This is a genomic window from Lawsonibacter sp. LCP25S3_E2 (assembly GCF_052117285.1).
Taxonomy (GTDB): domain Bacteria; phylum Bacillota; class Clostridia; order Oscillospirales; family Oscillospiraceae; genus Lawsonibacter.
The window spans coordinates 103,818-128,527 of the sequence record NZ_JBQKJL010000003.1; the positions used below are offsets into that span (position 1 = coordinate 103,818).

Sequence of the window (24,710 nt, forward strand, 5' to 3'; positions counted from 1 at the left end):
CTTTTTTGCCGCCCTTTCGGGATAAAGGTCCCATCCGGAAAGGACAGCACGTGACGAAATACTTCCTGCGAGACACCCCTCTGGCGGGGCTGGAGCGGCAGATGATGACGCCGCCCCACTTCTCCCCTCGCGGCGGAGGCCAAATGATCCTCTGCCGGTTTCGCTACCGGCCCGAGGATGTGGCCTGCAAGCACTGCACCAAATACAGAAGAAAGCAATGCACCATGCCGGTATGCCCTTGGATCGAGGAGCGTGCGGAGGCGGGGGCGGTCACCTATTCCTCCCTGGCGGCTGACTATTATCGGAACTGGCAGAGCGGCAGGCTGGGAGAGCGGATCGCGGAGCTGCTCTCCAACAAGAAAGCAGTCGCCTACTATGACGCCGCCCACACCTCCCGCTTCCTGTTCTATTATCCCTATCTGCTCCGTCATCATGGCGATGACACAGGCCGGCGCCGTCTGGCTACCATGTACCTGCTGACCGCCACAGAATCGCTCTGCCGCGCCGTACCGAATATCTTTGGCCTCTGGAGCATCCGCCTCAGCGGGTGGGACACCGTGCGGGCGATGAGTGAGCAGGAATATGTGCTCTATCAGGCGGCAAAGGGGCTCTATCAAAACCACCAGTACATCTCATTCCAGGAACTATGCGACCGAGAGCTGGTGGATGATACCGCCCTGACGCTGATCCTGGACGCGATGCTGATCGCCCACTACGGCAAGGCCATGTTCACCATCGGCGGAACGGGAGGTGAGGTCTGATGGCTCCCTTGGTGCAGGCGGTGTTGGCCAATCAGGAGCATCCTGAATATGGCGTGGCCACCATCCCATTCCCCATCCCCAACGAGGAATATGACCACTGTGTTGAGCTTCTATCCGCACTGGAGATCGGCGATCCCGTCCACCGGGATTGTCAGGTCATGGAGATCAGCAGCAGTTTTCCCGTGTTAAAGCGAATGGAGATGCTCACCGTCAATCTGGACGAGCTGGACTACCTGGCAAAGCGGCTGGACAGCTTTGATGTTGGTGAGGCCGCGCAGTTTCAGGCCATGGCGGAAAAGCTGGATCTTCGGGATATGACAGACTTTATCAACCTGACCTTCTGCTGCCAGCAGGCCACGGTGATCACGGACTTCTCCGATCTGGAGGCCATAGGCCGTGACCACTACATGAACCTGCATGGCGGCTGCGCCAGGACGGAAGAACTGGACGCTCTGGACGGATATGAGACTGCGCTGCTGCTCATTGAGGGCGGAGGCGGGACAGTCACACCCTATGGCGTGGTGTATGACAACGGCATGCGGCTGTCCAGTATCTATGACGGCCGCCATCTCCCGGAGTTTTTCTACGAGGACTGCGCGGCCTCTGTAACGCTTTCGGTGATCGGAAAGCCGGAGCAGCAGGAAACGCTCTATTTCCCCTGCGCGGAGAGCAAGATCGCCCGCGCGGTGCGGCGGCTGGGCGCGGACAGGCCGGAGCAGTGTATTGCAGTCTTGGATACCGCCGAACTCAGCGACGCGGTCCGGAGCGTCTTTGAGCGTGAATATCCTCTGAATGAGCATCTGGCTGCCCTGAACGCCCTGACCCGGCACCTGCGAAAGTTCGACGGGCAGGCAATGGAGAACTTCCATACTGTTTTCGATACAGTCTGGCCCCAGACGCCGGAGGAGATCCTGGCCCTGGCGGAAAATCTTCACGAGTTTACGGTGGTGCCGGACATCAGCACCGCGGAGGAATATGGGCGTTATATGATCCAGGAGTCCGGCCATTTTGAGGTGGACCCAAATCTGGAGGACTATATCAACTACCAGAGCTACGGAGAGCGCCGTATCCGGGAGGAGGGCGGGCTTTTTGGAGACCGGGGCTATGTGGCCTACCTGGGGACAGCGCAGGAGATCAGCGAGATTGTGGCCCGGAACATCCCAACAGAGCAGATGGAGCAGGGCCCGCAGATGGGAGGCTTGTCATGATCGAACTGCATCTGACCCGCGGGGATAACCAGGAGGGCGTCCGCCTGCGCTTTCCCACAACACCCGCGGAGATCGGCGAGGCGTTCGCCCTGCTGGATACAGTCAGCCGCTATGCCGGGGATGTCAGAATCCTGGATGTCAAAAGCCCGGTTGCCAATATCGGGCAGTATGTCCGCTATGCGGACCTGAACAGCAGAGAGGACATGCAAAAGCTCAACACGCTGGCCGAAAGGATCGGCGGGATGAGCAAGCGTCAGCGGGATATCTTCGCCGGAGCGTTGGATGCCGAAAGCGTCAACGGGCTGGATGATGTGCTTCGTGTCTCAGAGTCGCTGGAGGAATATACCATCATCCCCAATGTGAGCTCGGATACCGATCTTGGTAAATATGTGGCTGCTGCCGGACTGCTCCACGGCGATCCCCGGTTTCCGGAAAAAGCATGGCCGTATTTGGATTTTGCCAAGATCGGCGCAGAGTATTATGCCGACCGAGGCGGCGCTTATACCTACAGCGGCTATGTCCTGCGCAAACAGTCAGCAGAGCCTGAACAAAAGGAGGATTCGGTGATCCGGCTCCAGCTGGAAACCACCGGGACAGTCTGCGTTCTGCATCTTCCCGCAGAGGAAACAGAGTTGGACGCCGCAAAAGCACAGCTTGGGATCACGGACTTCGCGGAGGCCAGGATCGAAGCGGTTGAATTTCTCGTCCCTTATCTGGAAGAACATATTCCTGTGGACTGCGTCAGCGTGGAGTCCGCCAACGAGCTGGCGATGGCCGTGCGGGAGATGGGACAGACAGACGGCGAGCTGCTGAAATACCTTGCCGTCCTGTCAGCGGAGCAGCCGGAGGACTTTCCCGCCGCTCTGGATCTGGCGCTGGAGCTGGACGATTATGAGCGTGTCCCTGACGACCAGGAGGAATATGGAAAGCAGGTTCTGCGGCGATTCGGCGTCGATGAAGACGTTCTCGATATTCTTGAACTCTACACGGATTTCGAGCGGCTCGGTGAGGCTTACATGGAGGAGGACGATGTCCAGCAAACCGAATTTGGCTTTGTGCGACGCATCAGTACGCCCTTTCCAAATCAGACGCAGTCCCAGCAAAGCATGTAGTCTATAATAGGAGGTCAAAATTGCCCTTGCAGGAAATGAGCCAAGCCGCTGGGTGCAGAATTATAGCTCGGCAGGTCCTGGTGGGTTTCCGCCGCAGTTAGTGTTAAGGAAAATAAGTATGGACTTTCGAGAATCAGCGTGGTATTGTTCCCGTTACCAAAAAGCGAAGGAGGCACGCTATGAGTATCAATATCAAAACCGATCCCCTGCGATCAGCCATATTGTTCGGCAGGCCGGTACTGTTCACTCCCCAGCGTATCCCGCGGGAGGATGTCCCGGAAGGCTGGTATTACTACGAACTGAGAGGCAGCGTCCGCAATGCCAAAAAGCCCATCGCACTGTCAGACCGCGCCCGTATAAATCCCATTGGCTCTGTCCTTTCCCCCGTTCCCCTGAAACGGGCCGACACAATATCCCGCAGAGTGAACAGGCAGTTCCTCCTGCTTGGAGAGACCATGACACTGCGAGACTACTGCCGGAACAACAGCCTGGAATATCCCTTTCACAATCAAACATTTGCCATTCGGCCCGCTTCACCCGAGGAAGCGGGCTTTTTCTACGCCATGAGTCCGGAGGAAGATGCGAAATTCGGCTGCGTCGGCTATGTCCGCATGGATTTCGGACGGAGCGGCACGGAGTTCTGGCACACCTGGTGGCCGAGAGGCCCGGAGGAGCTGAACTCCCCGGAATTCAAGTCCGAATTGCAGGATGTGGTGGATGAGCTGCGAAATAACGTCCTGAAGAACTTCTCCGCCATGGCTGGCTACTGCCGGGGCCATGGCGGAGAGATCAGCGGCGGCTGGGTACAGAACTACGGTTATATCGTGGAGACAGAGAACTATCGCTACTGCCTGCGGTGCAACCCCGTAGCCGGTGAGTATCAAGCCTATCTGACCGCCTTTGACCTCCGTGTCCAGAGACAGAATATGACAGATAAGCCGGTGGTGGGGCGGGTGACCTTTGCCAGCGGCGAACAGGTGGAGTACACGGATGCGGAGGCATATCTCCAGTGCATCCGGGAGGAGCTGCCAGACCATCCGGCCACCGGCTTCCGGTATGAAACGCTGACCGATGACCCCACAGTCCGCAAGCAGGTGGACGATATCCTGTACGACCTCTACGGCGAGGAAAACCCCCGCCTGTTGGAGGACTATCAAAATACGCCCGATGAGGGCATGACGATGGGGGGATTGTCATGAACAGTATTCCGAAAGAGTGGCTGGCTTTCCTGCGGGAGCAGTACCCCGCGGGCAGCCGAATCAAGCTCAGAGAGATGAAAACCGATCCAGATCCAATTTCTTCTGGAGCCATGGGAACGCTGGACTTCATCGACGACGCCGGCCACTTCCACATGAGGTGGGACAACGGAAGAACATTGTCGCTGGTCATTGGTGAGGACAGCTTTACCGTCCTGCCGCCCGAACCCACCACCATGAAACTCTATATGCCCCTGACCGCTGACCTCTATGAGCGGAACGAATGGGGCGATATGGAGGAGGAAGGTACTCCGTTGGACGGCAGGGAGCTGCGGACCTATGAAGGGGATATCCTTGCCGCATTGGTGAAGAACCGGATGCCGGAGGAAACCGAGCGCGGGATCATGCACTGGTACGGCAAAAATGACAGTGTGGATGACAAGGTCAGGTCTGTGGTATTCACTGCTGAGGAGCGGAACGGCCAGCTTTGGGGCGTGGCGGAGTGTCGGGTGGTCGGCACCCTCACCCCGGAAGAACTGGACACGCTCAAGGAGTATGTCTCCGGACAGGCTTCAGACGGCTGGGGTGAGGGCTTTGAGCAGCGGGAGATCGAGGCAGATGGCGGTGAGTTGTATGTCCATCTCTGGAATTGGAACAACTGGAGCATCCAGACCGAGGAGGAGCGGTTCAGTCCTAAAATTGCGGAGGGATTGCCGGAGCTGTGCTTCTCCACCATCCTGACCACCGGCGAATTGATCTGCATCAAGCGGGGCGAGACCGGTTACTACCCCTCCGACTGGGACACCGGTGACAAGGAACGGAATGTGGAGCTGGCGGACCAGCTCAATGAGCAGCTTGGCGTGACCATGTGGCAGCGCAAGGCCATGGAGGTGGGCAGTATGTGCGGCTGGGGATGTCCCGGTGCTGACCCTGCCAAGTATCTGGAAGATTTTCAGCCGAAGACAGGAGGGTTGACGCTTGAATAAGGTGTTTCGGGTAGAACTGTCTGGAGGCAACGGCTGTTACTGCGAACTGGAGCTTCCCGCCGCCCCCTATGAACTGCTGGACGCGCTGGAGCGGCTGCAAATGCCCATGGACGGCAAGCCGGACTGGGATATCCTCGAGTATAACGACTTTCCGTATCTCCATATTCATCTGACGGATGAATGCGATCTATTTCAGCTCAATGCACTGGCAGACAGGCTGGCGCGGCTGGATGAACGGCAGAAAGCCGCGTTCGAGGGGCTGTTCCAGGTGGAGGTCTCCAAAAAGTATGGTCCGATCCAGATATCCACGATCATCGACCTGGCCTACAGCACGGACTGCTGCCATGTGCTGAGTGAGGTGCAGAACGACTCCCAGCTCGGCAGGTTTTATGCGGAAAACGGTTTTATGCCGGAGCTTGACGCCATCCCTGACAGCGTGTTTCAAATGCTGGATTTTGAAATGCTGGGCAGAAAGGCCCGCATGGATGAGGGCGGCGTATTCACCAGCCATGGTTATGTGACGCAGGACTCAGACTTGGAGCAGGTCTATGATACCCTTGACCTCCGCCTCCGCAGGCCGGACTATGCGGTTCTGATGGAACTGACAAATGGCGAACACAATGTTTCGCTGCCGCTGCCAGCGTCACACCTGATGATTGATAACAAGCTAAAGTCCATTGGAGCGGAAGCGTGGCAGAATATCCGATTCCGCTGTCTGGACTGCGCGGCACCCGCCCTGAAGGATCTGGTGGACGAGGCCGTCAGCATCACCCATGTCAACCGGCTGGCGCAGCATCTGGCGCGGCTTGGACCGGAGGAACTGACAAAGTACAAAGCAATCCTCATAGCAGAGGATCCCTCAGATATCAATGAGGCGTCCCGGCTGGCCGGACAGCTGGACGAATATATGGTGGAGCCGGATGTGCGCACCATGCCGGAGGTGGCGGAGAATGAACTTCGGATCATCCTTGGTGACGAAGCGGCGGAGCTTCTGCTCCCCCATGTGACCCTTTGGCGGTATGGGGAGGCTCTGCTCCAGAAGTACGGCAGTACAGTGACTGAGTACGGCCTGGTAGAGAGGCGGGACGGCCAGGTCATGGCAGAACAGCCCCAGCGGGGCGGAATGGAGATGATGTAATGTGGGAATTTGAGGAACTGATGATACTTCCGGGAACAGAACAGGAACGGGACTGGCTGGCGGAGCGGTTGTCCACATTGAGCAAGAAGGAAAAGCACATTGTCAGCGCCATTGTCATCAGCGCGCGACCGGAATCCATGGCGGAGGCCATCAATCAGCTGCTCTCCATGGAGGACTATGGGGTGTGCTTTCCCGCGGGAAGCTACGCACAGCTGGGGAGCTTTTATCTCCGGCACGAAGCCCATCTGCCGGAACGCACTATGTACTACGCGGATCTGGAACGGATCGGCATGATGTATGAGGACCGACACCCCGGCCTGTTCATCGGGAGCTGCTATGTGGCCTATCCGTCCGGCCCCGTCCCTCTCCGCTACACCGGCCAGGGGCTCATTCCGGAGGATGACGGCTGGAGCGTCAAGGTGAAGCTGGCCTCCCCCACAATACCGGAGGGGGTATGGCTGCGCCTGCCGGATCACTCCGCCGTAAGCGGCCAGCCGGACGAGGTGGCCCTGGCCCTGGACGAGCTGAATGTCCGAAGTCTGGAGGACTGTGTCCTGATGGACGCCCGGTGCGGCCGGCCCCAGTTGGGGGACCTGATGGAGCAATATGCAGACGCTCTGGAGCTGGTCAACGACGGCAGCGACCTGGGCTATGCGCTGGAGGAACAGGGCCAGGGAACGCCCCGCTTTCTGGAGAGGTTTGCCGCTGCCCTGGAATTTGAGAACTGCCATGACCTGCGCTTTGCCCTGGACATCATCCAGAATCTCCACTGCTATGAGTGGATCCCCTGTGACAGCCTGAAGGAATTTGGCAGGCGAAAGCTGCTGGAGGCGGGGGTGGCTGAGGAACTGCTCTCCTCCGGCTGCATCGATCTGGAGGGGTACGCGGCGGATCTGCTGGAGGAAGCGGGCTATGTGCTGACCGCCGCTGAAAGCGCCTACATCACCCGGAACAGCCGGGAGTTTATCTATGAGCGCAGCGCCCCGGAGGAGGCGGGGATGACGATGGAACAGCAGTAAAAAATCGAGAATTGGGGCCGTTTTTCCGAAAGGGACAACGGCCCCTTCTTTTTTTGCGCCCTTTTTCGGGAAAATGGCCCCGGAAAGGAGCGCAAATGGAGAAAGAACGGCTGGCGGAGTACCTGGAACGGTATCACCTGGGCGCCGCTAACGCCGCCACCAGCTGGGAGCTGGAGTGTGCCTTCGGCGTCCGGGGCAAGGACCTGCGGGACGCGGTGAACGGCCTGCGGCGGCAGGGCGTCCCCATTGCCAGCAACGGAAACGGCTACTTCTACGCCGCCACGGAGCAGGAGGTGCGGGCCACCATCGCCCACATGACCCACCGCATCAGCGGCATCGCCGCGGCGATCCGGGGCCTGTCCCGGTCGCTGGAGCGGTTCGACACTGCCCAGACCAGGCTCCCACTGGAGGGAGGCGGCGGCCCGTGAACAGCTTCATGAGCTGGGTGGGCGGCAAGAAGGCGCTGCGGGAGGAGGTGGTGCGGCGGTTCCCCATCTACTATGAGCGGTACATCGAGGTGTTCGGCGGTGGCGGCTGGGTGCTGTTCCATAAAGATCCCGGCAACGATTTTGAGGTCTACAACGATTTCAACAGCCTGCTCGTCAATCTGTACCGCTGCGTCCGGGACAAGCCGGAGGAGCTGATCGCCGCCCTGCGGTATGTCCTCAATTCCCGTGAGGACTTTGAGCGGGCCAGGACCGCCCTCGCCCGCGACAGTCCCATGGACGCCGTGCGGAAAGCGGCCTTGTTCTATCAGATCATCCGGTACAGCTACGCCTCGGCCCTCACCAGCTATGGCAGCCAGCCCCACGATATGCGGGCCAACTTCCCGCTGATCGAGCAGGCCCACCGGCGGCTTGCCAGAGTGGTGGTGGAGAACAAAGACTTTGAAAAGCTCGTCCGCCAGTATGACCGGCCTGTGAGCCTGTTCTACTGCGACCCGCCCTACCACGCCACGGAGGGGTATTACCAGAACATTGGAGAGGACGGCTTTACAGAGAAAGACCACATCCGCCTGCGGGACACGCTGCTGTCCATGCAGGGGAAGTTCCTGCTGTCCTACAACGATGACGAATTCATCCGGGAGCTGTACGACGCGCCCGGCATCCGGATCGAGCCGGTGACCCGGCTGAACAATATCCGGCAGCGGTACGATCCCAACTGTCAATTTTCCGAGCTGCTCATTGCCAACTACGATATGCATGAGCGTGAGCGGGCCTCGGTCCAGTTAAACCTGTTTGACTATGAAAAGGAGGAAGATGACGATGAAATTTTTGAAGGAACCTACTGACAAGGGCCTCCACATCCCCAGAGCGGCCCTGAACCTCTGCGGCTTTGAGGCGGGAGAAAAGGTGGAGCTCCACACGGCTGAGAACGCGCTGGTGGCGCTGAAGGGCCGGATGACCGCTATGGAACTGCTCCGCGCCGCCCAGTCCCTCCAGCAGATGGCCGTGGAACTGCACACCCATCTGGCAAAGGTCTGCGGCCCCTGTGACGGCTGCGAGGGGGAATGCCCCTTTGAGACGCGGGATGAGGACGAGATCGGCCTGCCGGAGTACCTGCGGGAGGAAGCCGGTATCCCCGCGGACGCCAAGCTGTGCGCCTGGGTAGACGATGAGGAGCACACGGTGACCATCTCCGAGGCGGACTATGACCATGACCTGCGGGATGTGCCCGAGGAGGTGCTGGAAATGTTCAGAGCGACCGGAATCTGTGTCGGGGAGCTGGAGGAGCGGCTGATCGTGGGGGATACCGTCTATGGCGGGTAAGGGTGACAAAAAATGAGGTGTTCCTATTATACCATCGACGATCTCCGGCTGGGCCGCGACCCCAGAGGCGTGACCGGCTGGCGGCTGTCCCGGTTCTTATCCCTGGCCGACGCATTGGAGCACTACCGCTCCTTGCCGGATTCCGGGGTCAAAGCCTTTGGCCTGACAGACGGCGTTCATGTGCTGGAGCTGGTGCGGCATATCCCTCCGCAGGACGAAAAAGCGGGAATGGATGTGCTGGCATCGGACTACCGGGCGTTTCCACTCTGGAGGGAGGTCAGGGCGGCAGCGGAAGCCGCCAGCGCCTGTGTCTCGGTTCTGCACATCCATGACCGCCCCGTTCCCATGGCGGCTTATCCGCGTTGAATTCTATATGATGAGGAGGAACCCAGCATGAAAAAAGCAAGCGCACCCGCCCCTGTTTCCGCGCAGGGCCAGCCTGCCCAGCGGGAGCAGCTCCCCATGAAGGTGGATGTGAAGATCAACACCCTGCGCACGGACGGCCCGGTCCTGGCCAACGCCTCGGTCAATCTCAACGGCTGCTTCGCCATCCGGGGCGTGAAGGTGATAGACAGCGAGAAAGGGCCCTTCGTCTCCATGCCCAGCTACAAGTCAGGCGGTGAGTACAGGGATATCTGTTTCCCTTGCACCCAGGAGTTCCACCAGCAGTTCCATCAGGCGGTGCTGGACGCCTACCAGCAGGCCCTGACCCAGCTCCCCCAGCGGCAGCAGACCGCGCAGGCTACCCCCGCCCAGGACATGGGCATGACGATGTAAGAGGAGGAAGACCCCATGAAACGAGTATTTGCCCTTTGCGCCATGGCGCTGACGCTGGCCATGGCCCTTCCCGTCCAGGCTGCCGCCGCGGAAACGGTGGCGGTGTGCTATCCCACCTCCATCACCCGCAGCGAGGATGGGGGTGAGATTAGGAAGATCTATGACCTGTCTCCCACGGACGATCCCGCGGGCATCCCCCGGTCGGACTTCGAGCAGGACGGGTTCCGTTACACCCTGACGGACCTGCTCAAGCAGGAGCTCCCCGAATATGAGGAGCGGCAGCACACGGAGACGGTGTCCCTGGAAAGCAAGAGCAAGGACATGGCCTCGGTGCTGGCCCTGCTGCCCCAGGAACGGGAGTTCATCACCGATGATGGCCTGACAGGGACCCTGACGCTCCAGCTGGATACCGTGCAGGTGGAGGTGGCCGGGTACGGCAGTTCCACAAAGGAAGTCCAGGCCACCCGGAGCTATCCCAACCTGGCCGGACAGGACACCCAGTACATCCCCAAGACCATTGAGGACAATGGCCGCACCCTGACGCTCCAGAGCATCGACTGGCAGACGGACAACACCGCCAGCACGGACGGCTATGCCCTGGGGGACCGCTTTACCGCTGTCGCCACCTATACGGGCAGCGCCACCAGCAGCTATGTGAAGGGCTACACCGTTACCGCCGACTACACCGGCACCGTCAGCCGCATCGCCCTGAACAAGACCCGGTATGTGGCCATCTTTGAGGGGACTGCCATCGTCCCGGTGGAGCCTGCCGTGGAACTGCCCGATGTATTGGAAGCTCCGAAGCAGTTCAACTGGGCCTATGTGCTGGTCCCGCTGGGCGTTGTCGCGGCGGCTGGCGGCGGCGTCGGCATCGCCCTGTTCCTCAAACGCCGCCGTGAGTCTGATGAAAGCGGAGGTGACGCTGAATGAAAAAGCTGAGAACGGCTGTCCTGCTCCTGTGCCTGACCGCCTCCCTCACGGTGGGCGCCAGCGCGGCGGAGCCGCTGGAATATACCATCGACGCGCCGGACGGCCCGGACTATGGCACGCCCACCTCTGTCGAAGTGGTGCATACGGTGGACGGCGGGGCCAGGAAGAATGAGGATGTCAGCAAGAACGCCGCCCTCATCCCGCCTGCCTTCGGCAGCCCCAGTGCGGACACCAAGGGGACGGGAACTTACCTGACGCCCAACCTGGCCCCCAGCGGTATGGCCGCCACTGGTACGGTAATCAACGGGACCGGCTCTCCTGTGGTGGTCCCCGGCAGCACGATGCCCGGCACTTCTTCCGGCACAGTCACCTCCACGGGCTACACCGAGGTGACGGACGACCTCTACTACAGCGGCGGGCATCTTGGCACCCTGAAGATCCCGGCCATCGACCTGACCGTCAAGATCTATGAGGGTACCGGAAGTTCCACGCTGAAAAAGGGCGCGGGCCACTTTGAGGAAACTTCCATCTGGGATGGAAATGTGGCCTTGGCGGCCCACAACCGGGGCGTCAACGCCTACTTCGGTCAGATCCATACGCTGGAGGTGGGTGATACTATCACCCTGACCACCAAGCTGGGTACCCGCACCTACAAGGTGATCTCTGTGTCCAAGGTGTCTGAGACAGACCGCAGCGCCCTCGCCTCCTCCACGGAGAATATGCTCACCCTGTATACCTGCGTCCGTGACCAGCGGGAGTACCGCTGGTGCGTCCAGGCCGTGGAGAAATAAGCACAAGCCCCGGCTTGTCCATTCTGCTTCGTTTACACCCTTTGATTTCTCCATCTTTCCCGCTTCTTTCCGCTCGACTTTGTGCCATCCTTACGGTATTGTGTTGCTTGCAAAAGCCCCACAATATCTGAAAATGAGGAGGACAACGATATGAGCAGAAAGAAAAATATGCTGCTGGTCACGGCGGGTATCCTGGCCGGCGTCACCATGACCGGCCCCGCCGCCCATGCCGCGGCGGAGTACCTCAAAGCTCTGCCCAGCGCCCAGAGCTTCTATCTGGACGGAGCGCAGGTGGCGCTGGAGGCGTATGCCATCAACGGGCGTAACTACATCCAGCTTGTGGAGCTGGGCGAACTGCTGGGCGTCACGGTGACCTACCGGGCCAGCGACAACTCCGTCCATATCTCCACCGGACAGGCCCAGGCGGATGGGACCGTCCAGCTCCCCGCGGATGGCTCCCGCTACATCCCCCAGGCGGGCGATGTGATCCGCTGCAACGACGGCACGGACTACACCATCACCGACGTCAGCCGGTACGACAAGAGCCTGTTCGCCAGCGGCCCGCTGGGGGAACTGCCCGCGCCCACCTGCGACTGGAGCAGTTTCCCGGAGGTGGAGCTGCCGGAGCCGGAGGCCCGCCACTTCAATCTGGAAGCAGGCGACTACCTCTTTATCCGCAACCTCTATGAGACCCGCAGGATGCAGTACACCCTCCAAAACCTGGCGGGGAACCATCCAGACACCAGCCAGAACGGTCAGCTGAAATACGGCGCCAAGGGTACCCCCGCCGTCCGTATCCGGCTGACCATAGACCCCAGCCTGACGGCGCACTCCTTCTGGCCCTGGCGGGAAAGCGAGCTGGAGGACCTCTTCAATTCCTGTCCTCCGGGGACCTACTCCATGGAAGCCTGGGATGTGTTCCGCAACGGCGTGTACATGTACACCGAGTACAAGCTCCACGCCATCTGACCCCCAGCGGGACGGCGGCAGTATGACACCCATACTGCCGCCTCTTTTTTTGCGCCCATTTTTCAAAAACAACCGATCATCAGGCCGTGCCAGGTGTAGTCACGACCTAAAATACATGATTTGAATGACCCTCCTGTCACGGCCCCTACAGGAGGTAATCATGAAAAAACGATTCCTATCCCTGCTCCTCTGCCTCGTGACGCTCCTGAGCCTCTGCACCGGCTTCGCCTCCGCCGCCAGCTCCGAGGAGGAGGCGCTCGGTGAGGTGAACATCTTCAACGGCGGCACGGCAATGTCCTATCTGTCCATCAACGGGCGGATCAGGGAGCAGATCTATACCTATTATAATTATGTTTCCAGCACCGGGCAGGTGAAAGAGATCCCGGCTTACTGCGTCAATCCCAACACCAAGGGCGTCCCTCAGACGGTGGCCCCCGGCGAGAGCATCGAGTATCTGGCCGAGGAGAAGACCAGTGACCCCAAGGTCATGGGCATCGTGGCTAACGGCTACCCCACCAGAGGGCTTAGTGAGCTCAAGCTGGAGAACAAATATCACGCCTACTACGCCACCAAGATGGCCCTCTGGTGCTATCTGCTCCCCAATTGGGACATTAACAACCTCAAGGTCAATCCCAACCTGACGGGCGTGGAGCTGCAGCGGGCGCAGGCGATCCTGGCTGCCGCCAAGAACATCTATGTCCGCGGCACCGCGTGGAGCCGCACCCAGTCCCCCAGGCTGACCAGCACGGTGGATCAGGACACAGCCTATCCCGTCACCATCAACGGGACGAAGTATCTCCAGCAGGTATTCACCATCAAAAGCGATACCTGGGTCTGCGATTACGATATCAATGTGTCCTTCGCCAACCCCGACGAGGTGCCGGAGGGTACCCGGCTGGTGGATACGAACAACAATGACATTACCGCCATCACCACCAGCGGCACCGGGGACGGCTATGCCGGGCAGGTAAAGGTGCTGTACCCGGCCGGCAGCGTGGAGGGCAAGAGCGGCAGCGTCCAGCTGGCCTTCTCCTGCAATGTGTACCAGTACGCCATCTATTACGCGGTCTGCGCGGAGCAGGGCAAGTACGGGGAGCTCCAGAACTACATCTGCGACACCGACCCCACCACCCCCATCCGTCTGTCTGCCCAGAGCAATTACAGCGATGAACCGGAGGACACCCCGGACACCGGGCTGCGCATCATCAAAAAGGAGACGGGGAGCGAAAAGCGGCTCAGCGGGGCCCTGTTCGAGGTCATCGACCCCAACGGCGCCAGCGTGGGCACCTTCTCCTCCAACAGCTCCGGCGAGGTGCTCCTCGACCTGACCCTCTGTGGAAATTATACGGTCATTGAACGGGAACCTGCCCCGGATCACCTGATCAGCACCCCGGATGTGCAGAATGTCAACGTGGAGTACGGGAAGGTGGCTGAGGTCACCTTTTACAACGACGCCTACGGCTCCCTCCGGGTGGAGAAGCGCAGCGATACCGGCGACCTGCTGCCCGGCGCGGTGGTGCAGATCAGGCACATCGAGAGCGGCACCACCTATGTACAGGAAACGAACTTCGCGGGCTGCGCTTTCTTCGACCGGATCAAGCCGGGTGCATACGAAATTTTGGAGCGGACCGCCCCGGTGGGCTGGCTGAAGGACGATGCCACCTACAATACCACCGTTGTGGCCGGGGAGGTCTCCGATTTCCTGCTGATCAACCGAGAGCTGCCGGGGATCCGGATCATCAAGTATGATCGAAAAAACAAGGTGGCTATGCCCGACGTCACCTTCGAGATTTTCCGGGACGGCGTATCCCTGGGCAGGTTCCGCACCGATGAATTTGGGGAGATCCTACTCACCGATCAGGAACCGGGCACTTACCGGGCCGTGGAGGTGGACACAGGGGATCCCGGCCTGATCCTGGACGCCACGCCCCAGGAGGTGGAGCTCCAAGCCGGGGACGGTATCCGGGAGCTGCTGTTCTTCAATGACCGGACACCCGGCTTGCGGCTCACCAAGGTGGATTCCGCCGATCCCTCTAAAGTCATTCCCAACGCGGTCTTCGAGATCAAGGCCGTGGACGGCAGCTACGGCCCGGAGGAGTTCCGAACCAACGCCAAGGGCGAGATCGACCTGACCAACGAGAACCTCCCCGCGGGCTCTTATGTGGTCACGGAGAAGTCCTGTGCCGGCTATGTGGTGGACGACGCCCAGCGCATCGTCTACCTTGGCCCCAATGTGGACGCCGAGTATGTGTTCACCAACTCCAGGCTGCCCTCGCTGCTGCTCATCAAGCAGAGCTCTGACGGCACACCGCTGGAGGGCGTTTCCTTCCGGCTGGCTAAGATCGAGGACGGCAGCTATTATCTGGACCGCACCTCTGGCCCGACAGGAGAAATTCTCTGGGAGGGCCTGGAACCCGGCGTCTATTCCCTGTCTGAAATTTCCACAAGATCGGATCACATCCTCGACCTCAGAGAATACCACATCGAGCTGTTTCCTGGCAAGACCAGCACCAAGGTGCTGACCAATGACCGCCGCTCCAATTTGTATATCCATAAACGGGACGGCGATACCAGCGAACCGATCCCCGGAACGGTCTATTTGGTCAGAGGCGCGGACGGCCACTCCATCGCGGAGGTGGAGACGGACGAGAACGGCGTTGCCGTGGTGCCCAACCTCCTGCCCTCGGTGGTGGAGGTCATCGAGAAATCCGTCCCGGAGCCTTACCTGCTGGCAGAGGAGTCGCAGCTTGTAACGATGTACCCCAACCGGGACCGTGACGTCTATTTCGAGAATTTCAAGCGTCCGTCTATCGAGATCATCAAGGAAAATTCCGTCACCCATGACCGACTCTCTAATGTGCGGTTCCAGGTTTGGTATGCCAGCAACAACACCAGCACCGGGGAGTTCAACGACCTGGGCATCTTCACAACGGACGAGAATGGCCGCATTGAGCTGACCGGCCCGGCTAATGGCCTGCGGGACGGGTGGTTCCGGGTGAAGGAGTTGGCACCGCCCACCGGGTTCTCCATCAAGGACAGCGATACCCAGGAGGCATTTGTTCAGGCGGGCAAGGGCCACACCTTCTTGTTTGAGAACACACCTCTCTCCGCTATCTGTGTATGGAAATATGACTCCAAGACCGGGGCCGCCTTATCTGACTGCTGGTTCCAAGTCCGTTATTTGAGCGGCAATACCAGCGGCACAGGGGGCACTGTCATCGGCACCTACCGCACCTCGGCCAACGGCTCTTTCACGGTCACAAATTGCAAGGCTGGCACTTATATCATCGAGGAGCTCTCCAGCGATGGCTCCCATGTGATCGACACCCCGCCCCAGACAGTGTACCTCTCCGGCCAGGAGCAGGAGGTCGTTCCCGTCTACTTCGGCAACAGTCCCAAGGGGGCCGTTCTGGTAAAAAAGGTGTCCAGCGCCGACAATACGCCTTTGAGCGATGTGGAGTTCTTGGTAACGACCTCGGACGGGGCCGTGGTGGGCGACGCCAACGGCAAGTTCGTGACCGACAGCGCCGGGACTTTTCTGGTGGAGAATGTCGATCCCGGCACCACGATGGTCATCAAGGAGACCAGAGGAAAATCGGGGTTCCTGCTGGATGACACCCCCCAGACCGTTCAGGTCAAGGCGGGCCAGACCGTCACCGTGGAGTTCCGCAACCAGCCTCTGGGAAATCTAATCATTGAGAAACTGGGGCGGAATAGCACAAAGACCGTTCCCCTGGAGGGCGTGAAGTTCGAGATCAAATACGCGGATGGCCGCTATGTGGACGCCGCCGGCGGCACTCTTTCCTCCAAAGGCATCTACTATACCAATGCCAGCGGGCAGATCATCCTCCCCGGAATTACAGGCACGGTGGTCGTGACTGAACTGGAAAGTGTGTCTGGCTATACCATTGACGAGAACAGCCGCAGCCAAACCGTTACCGTGAATCCCAACGACACCCAGACTATCCGTTTTTACAACAACGCAGTGGGCGGCGTGGAGATCATCAAGATCAGTTCAGCGGACAAGACCGAGCGCATCCCCAACACCACCTTTGAAATTCGCAGGGTATCGGATGACGCTCTGGTGGACACCGTGACCACCGGGAAAACCGGCAGCGTCTTTGTGACACTACCGGATGACAGCTACTATGCGGTAGAGACCGAGAGCGCCGAGGGCTTCAAACTGGATTCCACACCCCACTATTTCACCGTGAAGGACGGGAGCTGTCCACCGCTGACCGTGACCAACGCGCCTATTTCCGGTATTTTGATCCACAAGGTCTCAACGGCGGACGGCTCCGGGATCTATGGCGTGACCTTCCTGCTCTACGATGCGAACAAGAACCCCATCGGCCAGTACACCAGTGACCAGGACGGCTATGTCTATATCGATGATCTCCCCGGCTCCGGGCGGTTTTACCTGCGGGAGCTGGAAAATGAGGGATATGTCCCGGATACGCAGCTCAAGACCGTCTATGTCACCGCGGGGACGACCACGGAAATCGAATGGGAGAATACACCTATCACCGGCCAAATCCAAGTGACCAAGACCTCCGCGGACTACAACAGTATGAACGGCTGGCCTGCTGGGACGCCCATCCCCAACACCATCTTTGAAATCTATAACTACAGGACGGGCAAGCTGGTGGACACGATCAAAACAGGGAAAAACGGCGTTGCCGTCAGCAAGCCCCTCCCCTTGGGCCGCTACCAGGTGATCGAATCCCAGAGTGCGGACTTCTATGGCCTGGATCAGACGCCCATTGATGTGGAGATCGAGTTCGCCGGCCAGATCGTTAAGGCGGCCATGACCAACAAGAGCCTGTATACCAATGTCAGCATCAAGAAAACAGGCTACACCGAGGTCATGCCCGGCCAGTCCATCCGCTATGACTTTTCCGGCATCGCCAACAACTCCACCACCAGCCTGACCAGTTTTTATTGGAGGGATACCCTGCCCGTGCAGGCAGTGCGGCTGGATAAGATCGTCACCGGCACCTACAATGTGCAGGGCAATTACAAGGTAGTCTTCAAGACCAACCTGAACGGCGAGTACCGCACCATGTACGACAACCTGAGCACCATGCAGAACTATATGCTGGACGCCTCTCCCGCCGCGCTGGGGCTGGCCTCCAACGAGTATGTGACGGAGTTCATGGTCTCCTTCGGCGTTGTCCCCGCCAACTTCCGGCAGGTGGAGGCACCCAAGGTGTACTGCAATGTGGTTTCCTGGCTCACCGGCGGTACCCAGTTCACCAACCAGGCGGACGCGGGCGGCGTTTACGACGGCCAGTGGATCATGGCAACCACCCGCTGGGTGACCAGGGTCTATAAGCCCTCCAAGCCCCTGCCCCGCACCGGCTATTGATCGTTCCATCTCATTTCACCAGGAGCGCCGTCCTAACAAGGCGGCGCTCCCACTTTATAAACGCACAGGAGGTTTTCAAGATGAAGCACAAGAAAATCATCCGCGCCCTGACCCTTGTTCTTGCCCTGACGCTGGTCTGCTGCGTCCCCGCCTTTGCCGCGGGGGATGTGGCCTCCGCCGTGGAGAGCACCTGGAAGGACGCGGCGGCGCAGATCAAGACCGTGGTGGACAATGTGGTCTTCCCGGCGCTGGATATGATCCTCGCCATTGCGTTCTTCACCAAACTGGCCATGGCGTACTTCGACTATAGAAAGCATGGCCAGTTCGAGTGGACCGGCCCGGTGATCCTGTTCGCCTGTCTGGTCTTTACCCTCACCGCGCCCCTCTACATCTGGGGCATCATCGGGATCTGAGGCATGCATATGACCTTTTTTGAACGGGAGCTGCGAAAGATCGTGCAGCCCATCTATCCCGACGCGGTATTTGTGGGCCGGGCCTGCTATGTCCGCCTGAGCGAGATGAACCGGGCCAAGCTGCAGTTCGTCACCTGCGGCATGGCGGATCGCTATGAGGCGATCCAGATGACCATCCTGAACCGCAACGACGGGCAGGTGGACGCCCTGCGCCTGCGCTTTGCGGACCTCTGGGGCAAGGGGCAGACGGATAACCCCTACATTCGGCGGAGCGGTCCCTACGCATGGACGGATAATGGGCAGACCGACTGGTACGCCTACCGCCCTACAGCGGCGGACTATGAAACGCTGACCAACGCAGTCTCCAGCTATCTGGAAGTATTCCAGGAGCAGACCGCCGCCCAGCAGTGGCAGCAGACCATGTAAACAAACGAAGGGGCCGTACCATCTGTGCGGCCCCTTGACTGTCCCAGAAACGGATGATACGGCCTTTGAAACGAGGTGAGTCATTCATTGTTCATCTGGGACTTTGTAGCCGCCACCATCATGGACAACCTCATCGACTGGTTCTATGGCCAGGTGGTGGGTTTTCTCGGCAACTTCTTCTCGGCCATGGGCAACATGGGCGTGGAGCTGTTCGAGCTGGAGTGGGTGCAGGCCATCGTGCTGTTCTTTTCCCAGCTTGGCTGGGCGCTGTTTGGCGTGAGCCTGGTGGTATGCGCCTTTGAGTTCGGCATCGAGTACACCACCGGCCGGGCCAATCTCCAGCACACCGCCCTCAACGCCATCAAGGGCTTCCTGGCGGTCAGCCTGTTCACGACGGTACCCATCCGGCTCTATGCCCTTTCCGTATCGCTGCAAGGGCGGCTCAGCGCCGGGATCACCGGCTATGGGACCAGCATCGGGGATGTGGGGCAGCAGATCATCACGGACCTGAACAGCGTGGAGAGCATCGCGGATATGACGCAGGTGACGCTGGACTTCGGCATCGGCCTGATCACCAGCCCCATCATGCTCCTGTTCTGCATCATCCTCATGGCCTACGCGGTGATCAAGGTGTTCTTCGCCAATCTGAAGCGGGGCGGCATCCTGCTCATCCAGATCGCCGTGGGGAGTCTCTATATGTTCAGCATCCCCCGCGGATATGTGGACGGGTTCACCCAGTGGATCAAGCAGGTCATCGGCCTGTGCCTGACGGCCTTCCTGCAATCCACCATCCTTGTGGCTGGGCTTATGGTCTTCAAGGACCACGCCCTGCTGGGGCTGGGCCTCATGCTCTCCGCGGGAGAAGTGCCCCGGATTGCCGGGACCTTCGGGCTGGACACCACGACAAGGGCCAATATCATGAGCGCAGTCTACACCGCACAGGCCGCCGTCAACACCACCCGCACCGTTGTGCAGGCGGTGGCGCCGAAATAAGGAGGAGCGTTGTATATGACAGAAGGAAAAGAAAACCGTCCACCTAAAATCTACGCGATCTGGGTGGAAGCGAGGCCGGAGAGTCCCATGGCGGGGCTCTCCGGCTTTTTATCTGAGAACGGCCAGCGCCTGTTCTTTACTGAGTGTGGGAGCGCGAAACAGAAGCTTTGGGATATGGAGGCGCTCCGTCTCAACCGTCATCCCGCTGTAAAGTACCAATGTGTGGAGTATCCAGGCGGCCATGATATAGAGCGGAGTGTTCAGGCTGAATTGATCAAGGCTCTTGATACAACGCCAGACCCCGGAGTCATGCGGTATGCAGTCATAGACCGTATCTATGGCAACACCGGAGGCGGATGCATGGTGGGGACGCTGGCCGTGCGGCTCCCGGAACTGGATAAGACTATTTGGATCAACTGCAATGATGAGGGTGTGACCATCACCTCAGCCGACTATGTGTGGAACGAGGATGACAGCGGGAGCTGGGAGCGGTATGAGGATGTGGTCCTGCGGGAGATCAGCTTCTGGGATCACACCCCGGAGGACTTGGGCCCTCTGCTCCCCGCTGTTCGGGAAGCTGTCGCCTACACCATGGACAAGGAGCTGGAACACACCTCCGGACTGCTCAGGATCCCGGCAAAATGGCTGCCGGAGGTGTACCGCCAGGCCGCCGATCCGGAATATCTGGACTGGGCCGCGGCAAATGAACACGCGGTGGAATTCGGCAGAGAGGGTGTGGTGGTCAACGACCCGGCCTATCTCTTCCGCTCAGAGACACAGGAAAATGCCCCTGGCGCGGTGGTCTACATCGCTTCCCCCTTGTCCGGGGATGTGGAACAGAACCTCCAGTTTGCCCGGCAGGCGTGCCGGTATGCCATCTCCCAAGGCGTAACGCCCTTTGCGCCACGTTTGCTCTACACCCAGATGCTGGATGACAGCGCCCCGGAGGAACGGCAGCTCGGCATTGCCATGGGAAACCGGATGCTGAAACGGTGCGACGAGCTTTGGCTGTGCGGGGACCGGATCAGCCCCGGCATGACGGGAGAAAAAGAACTGGCGGAGCGTTTCGGCATCCCCGTGCGGAGCGTCAGCACGGAGGAGATCCAGTCCACGGAGCTCTCGCATACAGAGGGGATGGGGATGGCCATGGGGTGACCCTGACGATGGGGAGTCTCTTCGACGGCATCGGCGGATTTCCCCTTGCGGCGGAGCGGCATGGTATCAGAACGCTTTGGGCCAGCGAGATCGAGCCGTTCCCCATGAAGGTCACAGAACAGCGGTTCCCGAGCATGGCCCATAAGGGCGACATTACAAAGTTGAGCGGCAGGCTGCTGTTCCCTGTGGACATCATCTGCGGGGGCAGCCCGTGTCAGGATCTCTCAGTGGCCGGGGCGCGCGCCGGATTGTCTGGCGCCCGCTCCGGTCTTTTTATGGAGCAGATCCGCATCGTCAAGGAGATGCGGACGGCGGAGAGAGAACGGGGCCGCACGGCAGCCGACATCCGTCCCCGCTGGCTATGCTGGGAGAATGTGCCTGGCGCGTTCAGCAGCGGATCGCCCAAGGGTGAGGACTTTCGCATCGTGCTGGAGGAGATCATTCGGATCCATGACGCCGGCGCGGAGGTTCCACGGTCCTATCCCTATTCGTGGCCGGACGCGGGAGATATCGCGATAGAGACCGGCTTCTCACTGGCGTGGCGCTGTCTGGACGCACAGTTCTGGGGCGTCGCTCAGCGGAGAAAGCGCATTTTTCTGGTGGCGGACTTCGCCGGCCCTCTCGCGCCCCTGCTCCTGTTTGATAGTTTAAACACGGAGGTTTGACCATGCAGAACTACGACAGCAACGGCCAGATGATGCTGTTCTCTCTGGATGAGCCTGATGATGTAGATGATATATTCGAGAGCCAGCCAAAACAAAAAAGCAAAGCCGTGTCCCTGTCCGTGCTGATCTCCATCCCCTATTTCCACCTGGACCTGTCCAGGGGCCATGTGGATCTGTTTGGGTGCCATTATTGGGAACTCCGCTCCCCGTGGCGGGAAAATGGTCCGCCGCTCAACACCGGACCGGCTCCGCGGGAGCCTGTCAAGTGTGCTTTGTCCGATATCCTGGAAACCAGCCCCCGGAGAAAATACTATCTGAGCAGGACGGCCTGCCTGGGTATCCTGCGGCGGGCGGAGGAACGGGGCAAAGAGCTGCCGGCACAGCTCAAGGCGGCGCTGATGGCGCAGGCGGGACTGATTCTCAGGCCGGGACAACCATATCATACCGCAACAGAGCCTGTCGGCTTCGATGGCTACAATGGAGATATCACCGATCAGGTCTCCGCAACACTTGGCACCAATTGCGGCATGTCTACCGGGCGTAACGGAGTGATCGCACCAACAGCTTTTGCGGCCAATCAGCGGGAGAAGGTGAATTGCCGCAAAGCGGCAAGAGAAGCCGCCCTGGGGCGCGAGGTGCGGGATATCCACGATGTAGCGGGGGCTTTGGGCGCACAGCCGGGAATGAAACAGCAGGCTTTTATTGCTGAAAATTGTCTCAACCCATGGGATACGCAGCAGGCCCGTGTGTTTACCCCAGAGGGAAAAGCTCCAACCCTGGCCGGCGCGGACGGCGGAGGCGGGCGGATTCCCGGCGGGCTGCTGTTTGCCGCAGGCGTGGTGACCAAGGGAAACGGCGAGTGCTATCTCAGCCCGGAACGGCATACGTCCATAAGCGGCGGGGGCGGTATGCCCGGCCAGGGCTATCCCTGTGTACTGACCGCAGGTTTCTGTGCCGGAGCCGCGCCTACAGCGGGCGGGATCGGATATCAGGAGGAGATCGCGCCCACATTGAAAGCCGCTGAGAGTGGAACGAACATGGTGCCGTCCGTCCTCTGCCTGAATGACCAGGGCGGCGCGGCCATGGGGTGCAGCAAGGATGTCTCCGGCACCCTGCGGGCACAGGAGCATGGACACCAGCCGCTGGTCTATGAGAATCACGGCGTTGATGCCCGTTATACCGGCCCGCACCCTATATCTCCCACACTATCCGCAAGAGCGGGGACCGGCGGAAACAACCTGCCCTTGGTGACGGACGCTCCCTGTTTCTGCATTACGGGCAATGCCATCGACCGCCAGCCCCAAAACGGCGGCAACGGGATCGGGTATCAGGAGAACATCGCCTATACCCTGACCGCCACGGATCACCATGCGGTCTTCTCCCGTCAGCGGGTGGATGTATTCAAAGATGACGCAGTAGCTTCCACTGAAAGCGCCCGCCAGCACAAGGACGCCACCGATCTGGTGTATCAGGAGACGGTGGGTGCCCTGACCAGCAGCGACCGGAAAGGACCCAACAGCCAGTATGTAGGGCAGGATAAGCTGGTCGTAGACGGCCCCCTGCTCATCCGCCGCCTGACGCCCCTGGAATGTGAACGGCTCCAGGGCTTCCCGGACGGTTGGACGGACCTGCCCGGCGCGTCGGACTCGGCCCGCTATAAGGCGCTGGGCAACAGCGTGGCAATCCCCTGTGTGGAGTTCATCATGCGCGGCATTGCCATGGCCGCAGGCTATTGATTTCCCGGATAGCAGAAGCAGCAGGTTTCGTGGTCATTCACCACTCCTGTGGCCTGAAGAAAGGAATAGATAATCGTGCTGCCTACAAAGCTCATCCCCCGGCGCTTCAGGTCTTTGGAGATGCGGTCGGACAGCTCCGTGCGGGCGCGCATTTCATCATCTGTGTTCAAGATGACCTTGCCCCCGGTAAAGCCCCAAAGGTAGCGGTCAAAGGAGCCGAACTCCGCCTGAATGGTGAGAAACACCCTGGCGTTTTGAGTTGCGGCCATGATCTTGCGCCGGTTGCGCACAATTCCCGCATCCGACATCAGAGCCTCCACCTTCTCCGGGCCGTATTGGGCGACCACGGCTGGCTCAAAGTTGTCAAACGCGGCCCGAAACGCCTCCCGCTTTTTCAGGATCGTCAGCCAGGAGAGACCAGCCTGAAACCCTTCCAGAATAAGCATCTCAAAGAGTTTGCGGTCGTCATGCTCCGGCCGCCCCCATTCATTATCATGATAGGCGGTGTATAATTCCGAGCTTGGATCCGCCCAGCGGCACCGTTTCATCTCAAGACCCTCCCACAATCAAGCTGTCTTGATTATACACGCCATTGCACCAAATGGCCACCAAAAGTTCCGCGAAAGGGCTTGTCGCTTGTGCTTCGTTTCATGCCCTGTTCTTCGTTGGGTTTGGTGAATAGCTTTTGGCCATGGCTTGGGACATACTTGCCCTACCAAAAGGAAAGGAGCGCACAAAATGGGCAAACTGACCATCAATTTATGTGAGGAACTCCACCAGAAGATCCGGGAGGATGTGGCGGCGGACGAGGCTCTGACCACCGGCATCCTTATGGAACGGATCCTCCGGGAGCATTACGAAAGGCCCAAACCGCGCCCCAGGGCAGAGGGCGGCAGGACGATGGCGTTCTCGGTATCGGAGGAGCTGTTCCAGCGGGTCAAGCAGTATCTGGCGGCCCATGGAGACCAGTCCCAGCGGGACTTCGTGGTTGGTCTGGTGGAGCAGGGCCTCGCCCTGTGGAAACAGGGTAAGACCCTTAAGCCCCTGGAGGGGTACAAATCCCAGAAAGGAGAGCGGACACTGGCGTTCACCGTCACGGAGGAGCTGTTCCAGCAGATCAAAGCCTACCTGTCCGCCCACAAGAAGCTCTCCCAAAAGGAATTCGTGGTCACCCTGATCGAAAATGCCGTCTCCGGCTGGGAGACTTGCCAGGAGAAGGACGGGATCCCTGTCGTGGAAGTCCTGCCCGAGTTGAGTGAGGAGGAAAAGCCCGCAGCGAAGGACTCTGTTGCATGAGG

24 protein-coding genes are annotated in these 24,710 nt (G+C 59.7%); 23 read left to right on the top strand and 1 reads right to left on the bottom strand.

All coding sequences use genetic code 11. The annotated features are described in order from the left end of the window. Nucleotides 1-50 precede the first annotated feature (50 nt). The 22 genes from ACTQ3R_RS04255 to ACTQ3R_RS04360 all read left to right on the top strand — a co-directional run bounded on the left by ACTQ3R_RS04255 (nucleotide 51) and on the right by ACTQ3R_RS04360 (nucleotide 23,412). Nucleotides 51-761: a hypothetical protein gene (locus tag ACTQ3R_RS04255; RefSeq protein ID WP_209345327.1), complete on the top strand. Its 711-nt coding sequence runs from the start codon at nucleotides 51-53 to the stop codon at nucleotides 759-761. After that, nucleotides 761-1,969: an antirestriction protein ArdA gene (locus ACTQ3R_RS04260; RefSeq protein WP_235396094.1), complete on the top strand. Its 1,209-nt coding sequence runs from the start codon at nucleotides 761-763 to the stop codon at nucleotides 1,967-1,969. Before ACTQ3R_RS04255 ends, ACTQ3R_RS04260 begins: the two co-directional genes overlap by 1 nt. Next, the gene (locus ACTQ3R_RS04265; protein ID WP_209345325.1) at nucleotides 1,966-3,081 is read left to right on the top strand and encodes a DUF6329 domain-containing protein; all 1,116 of its coding nucleotides are present in this window, start codon (nucleotides 1,966-1,968) and stop codon (nucleotides 3,079-3,081) included. The genes ACTQ3R_RS04260 and ACTQ3R_RS04265 overlap by 4 nt, the downstream gene beginning before the upstream one ends. Nucleotides 3,082-3,260: 179 nt before the next feature. After that, on the top strand, nucleotides 3,261-4,280 hold the full coding sequence (locus ACTQ3R_RS04270; protein WP_209345323.1) for an LPD28 domain-containing protein: 1,020 nt from the start codon (nucleotides 3,261-3,263) through the stop codon (nucleotides 4,278-4,280). Continuing rightward, nucleotides 4,277-5,263, top strand: coding sequence for a DUF4314 domain-containing protein (locus ACTQ3R_RS04275; protein WP_209345320.1), 987 nt, complete (start codon nucleotides 4,277-4,279; stop codon nucleotides 5,261-5,263). The genes ACTQ3R_RS04270 and ACTQ3R_RS04275 overlap by 4 nt, the downstream gene beginning before the upstream one ends. A gap of 1 nt (nucleotide 5,264) precedes the next feature. Further along, complete coding sequence (locus ACTQ3R_RS04280) at nucleotides 5,265-6,401, top strand: antirestriction protein ArdA (protein WP_235396339.1); 1,137 nt, start codon at nucleotides 5,265-5,267, stop codon at nucleotides 6,399-6,401. Next, the gene (locus ACTQ3R_RS04285) at nucleotides 6,401-7,420 is read left to right on the top strand and encodes a hypothetical protein (protein ID WP_235396096.1); all 1,020 of its coding nucleotides are present in this window, start codon (nucleotides 6,401-6,403) and stop codon (nucleotides 7,418-7,420) included. Before ACTQ3R_RS04280 ends, ACTQ3R_RS04285 begins: the two co-directional genes overlap by 1 nt. A gap of 95 nt (nucleotides 7,421-7,515) precedes the next feature. Continuing rightward, nucleotides 7,516-7,848 carry a hypothetical protein gene (locus tag ACTQ3R_RS04290; RefSeq protein WP_235396098.1) on the top strand — a complete coding sequence of 111 codons (333 nt, stop codon included), beginning with the start codon at nucleotides 7,516-7,518 and terminating at the stop codon, nucleotides 7,846-7,848. 8 nt (nucleotides 7,849-7,856) lie between these two features. After that, the gene (locus ACTQ3R_RS04295; RefSeq protein ID WP_235396341.1) at nucleotides 7,857-8,711 is read left to right on the top strand and encodes a DNA adenine methylase; all 855 of its coding nucleotides are present in this window, start codon (nucleotides 7,857-7,859) and stop codon (nucleotides 8,709-8,711) included. Further along, nucleotides 8,686-9,189, top strand: a complete 504-nt coding sequence (locus tag ACTQ3R_RS04300) for a hypothetical protein (RefSeq protein WP_235396100.1) — start codon at nucleotides 8,686-8,688, stop codon at nucleotides 9,187-9,189. Before ACTQ3R_RS04295 ends, ACTQ3R_RS04300 begins: the two co-directional genes overlap by 26 nt. A gap of 12 nt (nucleotides 9,190-9,201) precedes the next feature. Continuing rightward, nucleotides 9,202-9,555: a hypothetical protein gene (locus tag ACTQ3R_RS04305; protein ID WP_235396102.1), complete on the top strand. Its 354-nt coding sequence runs from the start codon at nucleotides 9,202-9,204 to the stop codon at nucleotides 9,553-9,555. 27 nt (nucleotides 9,556-9,582) lie between these two features. Beyond that, nucleotides 9,583-9,966, top strand: a complete 384-nt coding sequence (locus ACTQ3R_RS04310; protein WP_235396104.1) for a SpoVG family protein — start codon at nucleotides 9,583-9,585, stop codon at nucleotides 9,964-9,966. A 15-nt stretch (nucleotides 9,967-9,981) separates the two neighbouring features. Further along, complete coding sequence (locus tag ACTQ3R_RS04315; RefSeq protein ID WP_235396106.1) at nucleotides 9,982-10,896, top strand: cell wall anchor protein; 915 nt, start codon at nucleotides 9,982-9,984, stop codon at nucleotides 10,894-10,896. After that, on the top strand, nucleotides 10,893-11,687 hold the full coding sequence (locus tag ACTQ3R_RS04320; RefSeq protein WP_235396107.1) for a class D sortase: 795 nt from the start codon (nucleotides 10,893-10,895) through the stop codon (nucleotides 11,685-11,687). Before ACTQ3R_RS04315 ends, ACTQ3R_RS04320 begins: the two co-directional genes overlap by 4 nt. A 150-nt stretch (nucleotides 11,688-11,837) precedes the next feature. Continuing rightward, entirely contained in the window at nucleotides 11,838-12,656 is an 819-nt protein-coding gene (locus ACTQ3R_RS04325) for a hypothetical protein (RefSeq protein ID WP_235396109.1), read from the top strand. 160 nt (nucleotides 12,657-12,816) lie between these two features. Then, the gene (locus ACTQ3R_RS04330) at nucleotides 12,817-18,024 is read left to right on the top strand and encodes a SpaA isopeptide-forming pilin-related protein (protein WP_235396111.1); all 5,208 of its coding nucleotides are present in this window, start codon (nucleotides 12,817-12,819) and stop codon (nucleotides 18,022-18,024) included. An 80-nt stretch (nucleotides 18,025-18,104) separates the two neighbouring features. Continuing rightward, a complete protein-coding gene (locus ACTQ3R_RS04335; RefSeq protein WP_209345316.1) occupies nucleotides 18,105-18,437 on the top strand; it encodes a DUF3852 domain-containing protein in 333 nt (110 codons plus the stop codon). Nucleotides 18,438-18,446: 9 nt separating this feature from the next. Further along, nucleotides 18,447-18,863, top strand: coding sequence for a hypothetical protein (locus tag ACTQ3R_RS04340; RefSeq protein WP_209345314.1), 417 nt, complete (start codon nucleotides 18,447-18,449; stop codon nucleotides 18,861-18,863). Between the two features lie 87 nt (nucleotides 18,864-18,950). Then, nucleotides 18,951-19,856 carry a conjugal transfer protein TrbL family protein gene (locus ACTQ3R_RS04345; RefSeq protein WP_209345312.1) on the top strand — a complete coding sequence of 302 codons (906 nt, stop codon included), beginning with the start codon at nucleotides 18,951-18,953 and terminating at the stop codon, nucleotides 19,854-19,856. A gap of 15 nt (nucleotides 19,857-19,871) precedes the next feature. Then, nucleotides 19,872-21,011 (top strand): DUF7768 domain-containing protein, encoded by a 1,140-nt coding sequence (locus ACTQ3R_RS04350; protein ID WP_235396115.1) that lies wholly within the window; start codon nucleotides 19,872-19,874, stop codon nucleotides 21,009-21,011. After that, nucleotides 21,008-21,676, top strand: a complete 669-nt coding sequence (locus ACTQ3R_RS04355; protein ID WP_441778160.1) for a DNA cytosine methyltransferase — start codon at nucleotides 21,008-21,010, stop codon at nucleotides 21,674-21,676. The genes ACTQ3R_RS04350 and ACTQ3R_RS04355 overlap by 4 nt, the downstream gene beginning before the upstream one ends. A 2-nt stretch (nucleotides 21,677-21,678) precedes the next feature. Beyond that, entirely contained in the window at nucleotides 21,679-23,412 is a 1,734-nt protein-coding gene (locus ACTQ3R_RS04360; RefSeq protein ID WP_209345308.1) for a DNA cytosine methyltransferase, read from the top strand. On the opposite strand, the gene ACTQ3R_RS04365 is transcribed toward ACTQ3R_RS04360, so the two are convergent. After that, nucleotides 23,406-23,960 (bottom strand): DNA-3-methyladenine glycosylase I, encoded by a 555-nt coding sequence (locus tag ACTQ3R_RS04365; RefSeq protein WP_209345306.1) that lies wholly within the window; start codon nucleotides 23,958-23,960, stop codon nucleotides 23,406-23,408. The two genes, ACTQ3R_RS04360 and ACTQ3R_RS04365, sit on opposite strands and share 7 nt — an antisense overlap. A gap of 190 nt (nucleotides 23,961-24,150) precedes the next feature. Between ACTQ3R_RS04365 and ACTQ3R_RS04370 the strand changes: the two genes are divergently transcribed. Continuing rightward, nucleotides 24,151-24,708: a hypothetical protein gene (locus tag ACTQ3R_RS04370; protein ID WP_209345304.1), complete on the top strand. Its 558-nt coding sequence runs from the start codon at nucleotides 24,151-24,153 to the stop codon at nucleotides 24,706-24,708. The last annotated feature ends 2 nt before the right edge of the window (nucleotides 24,709-24,710 follow it).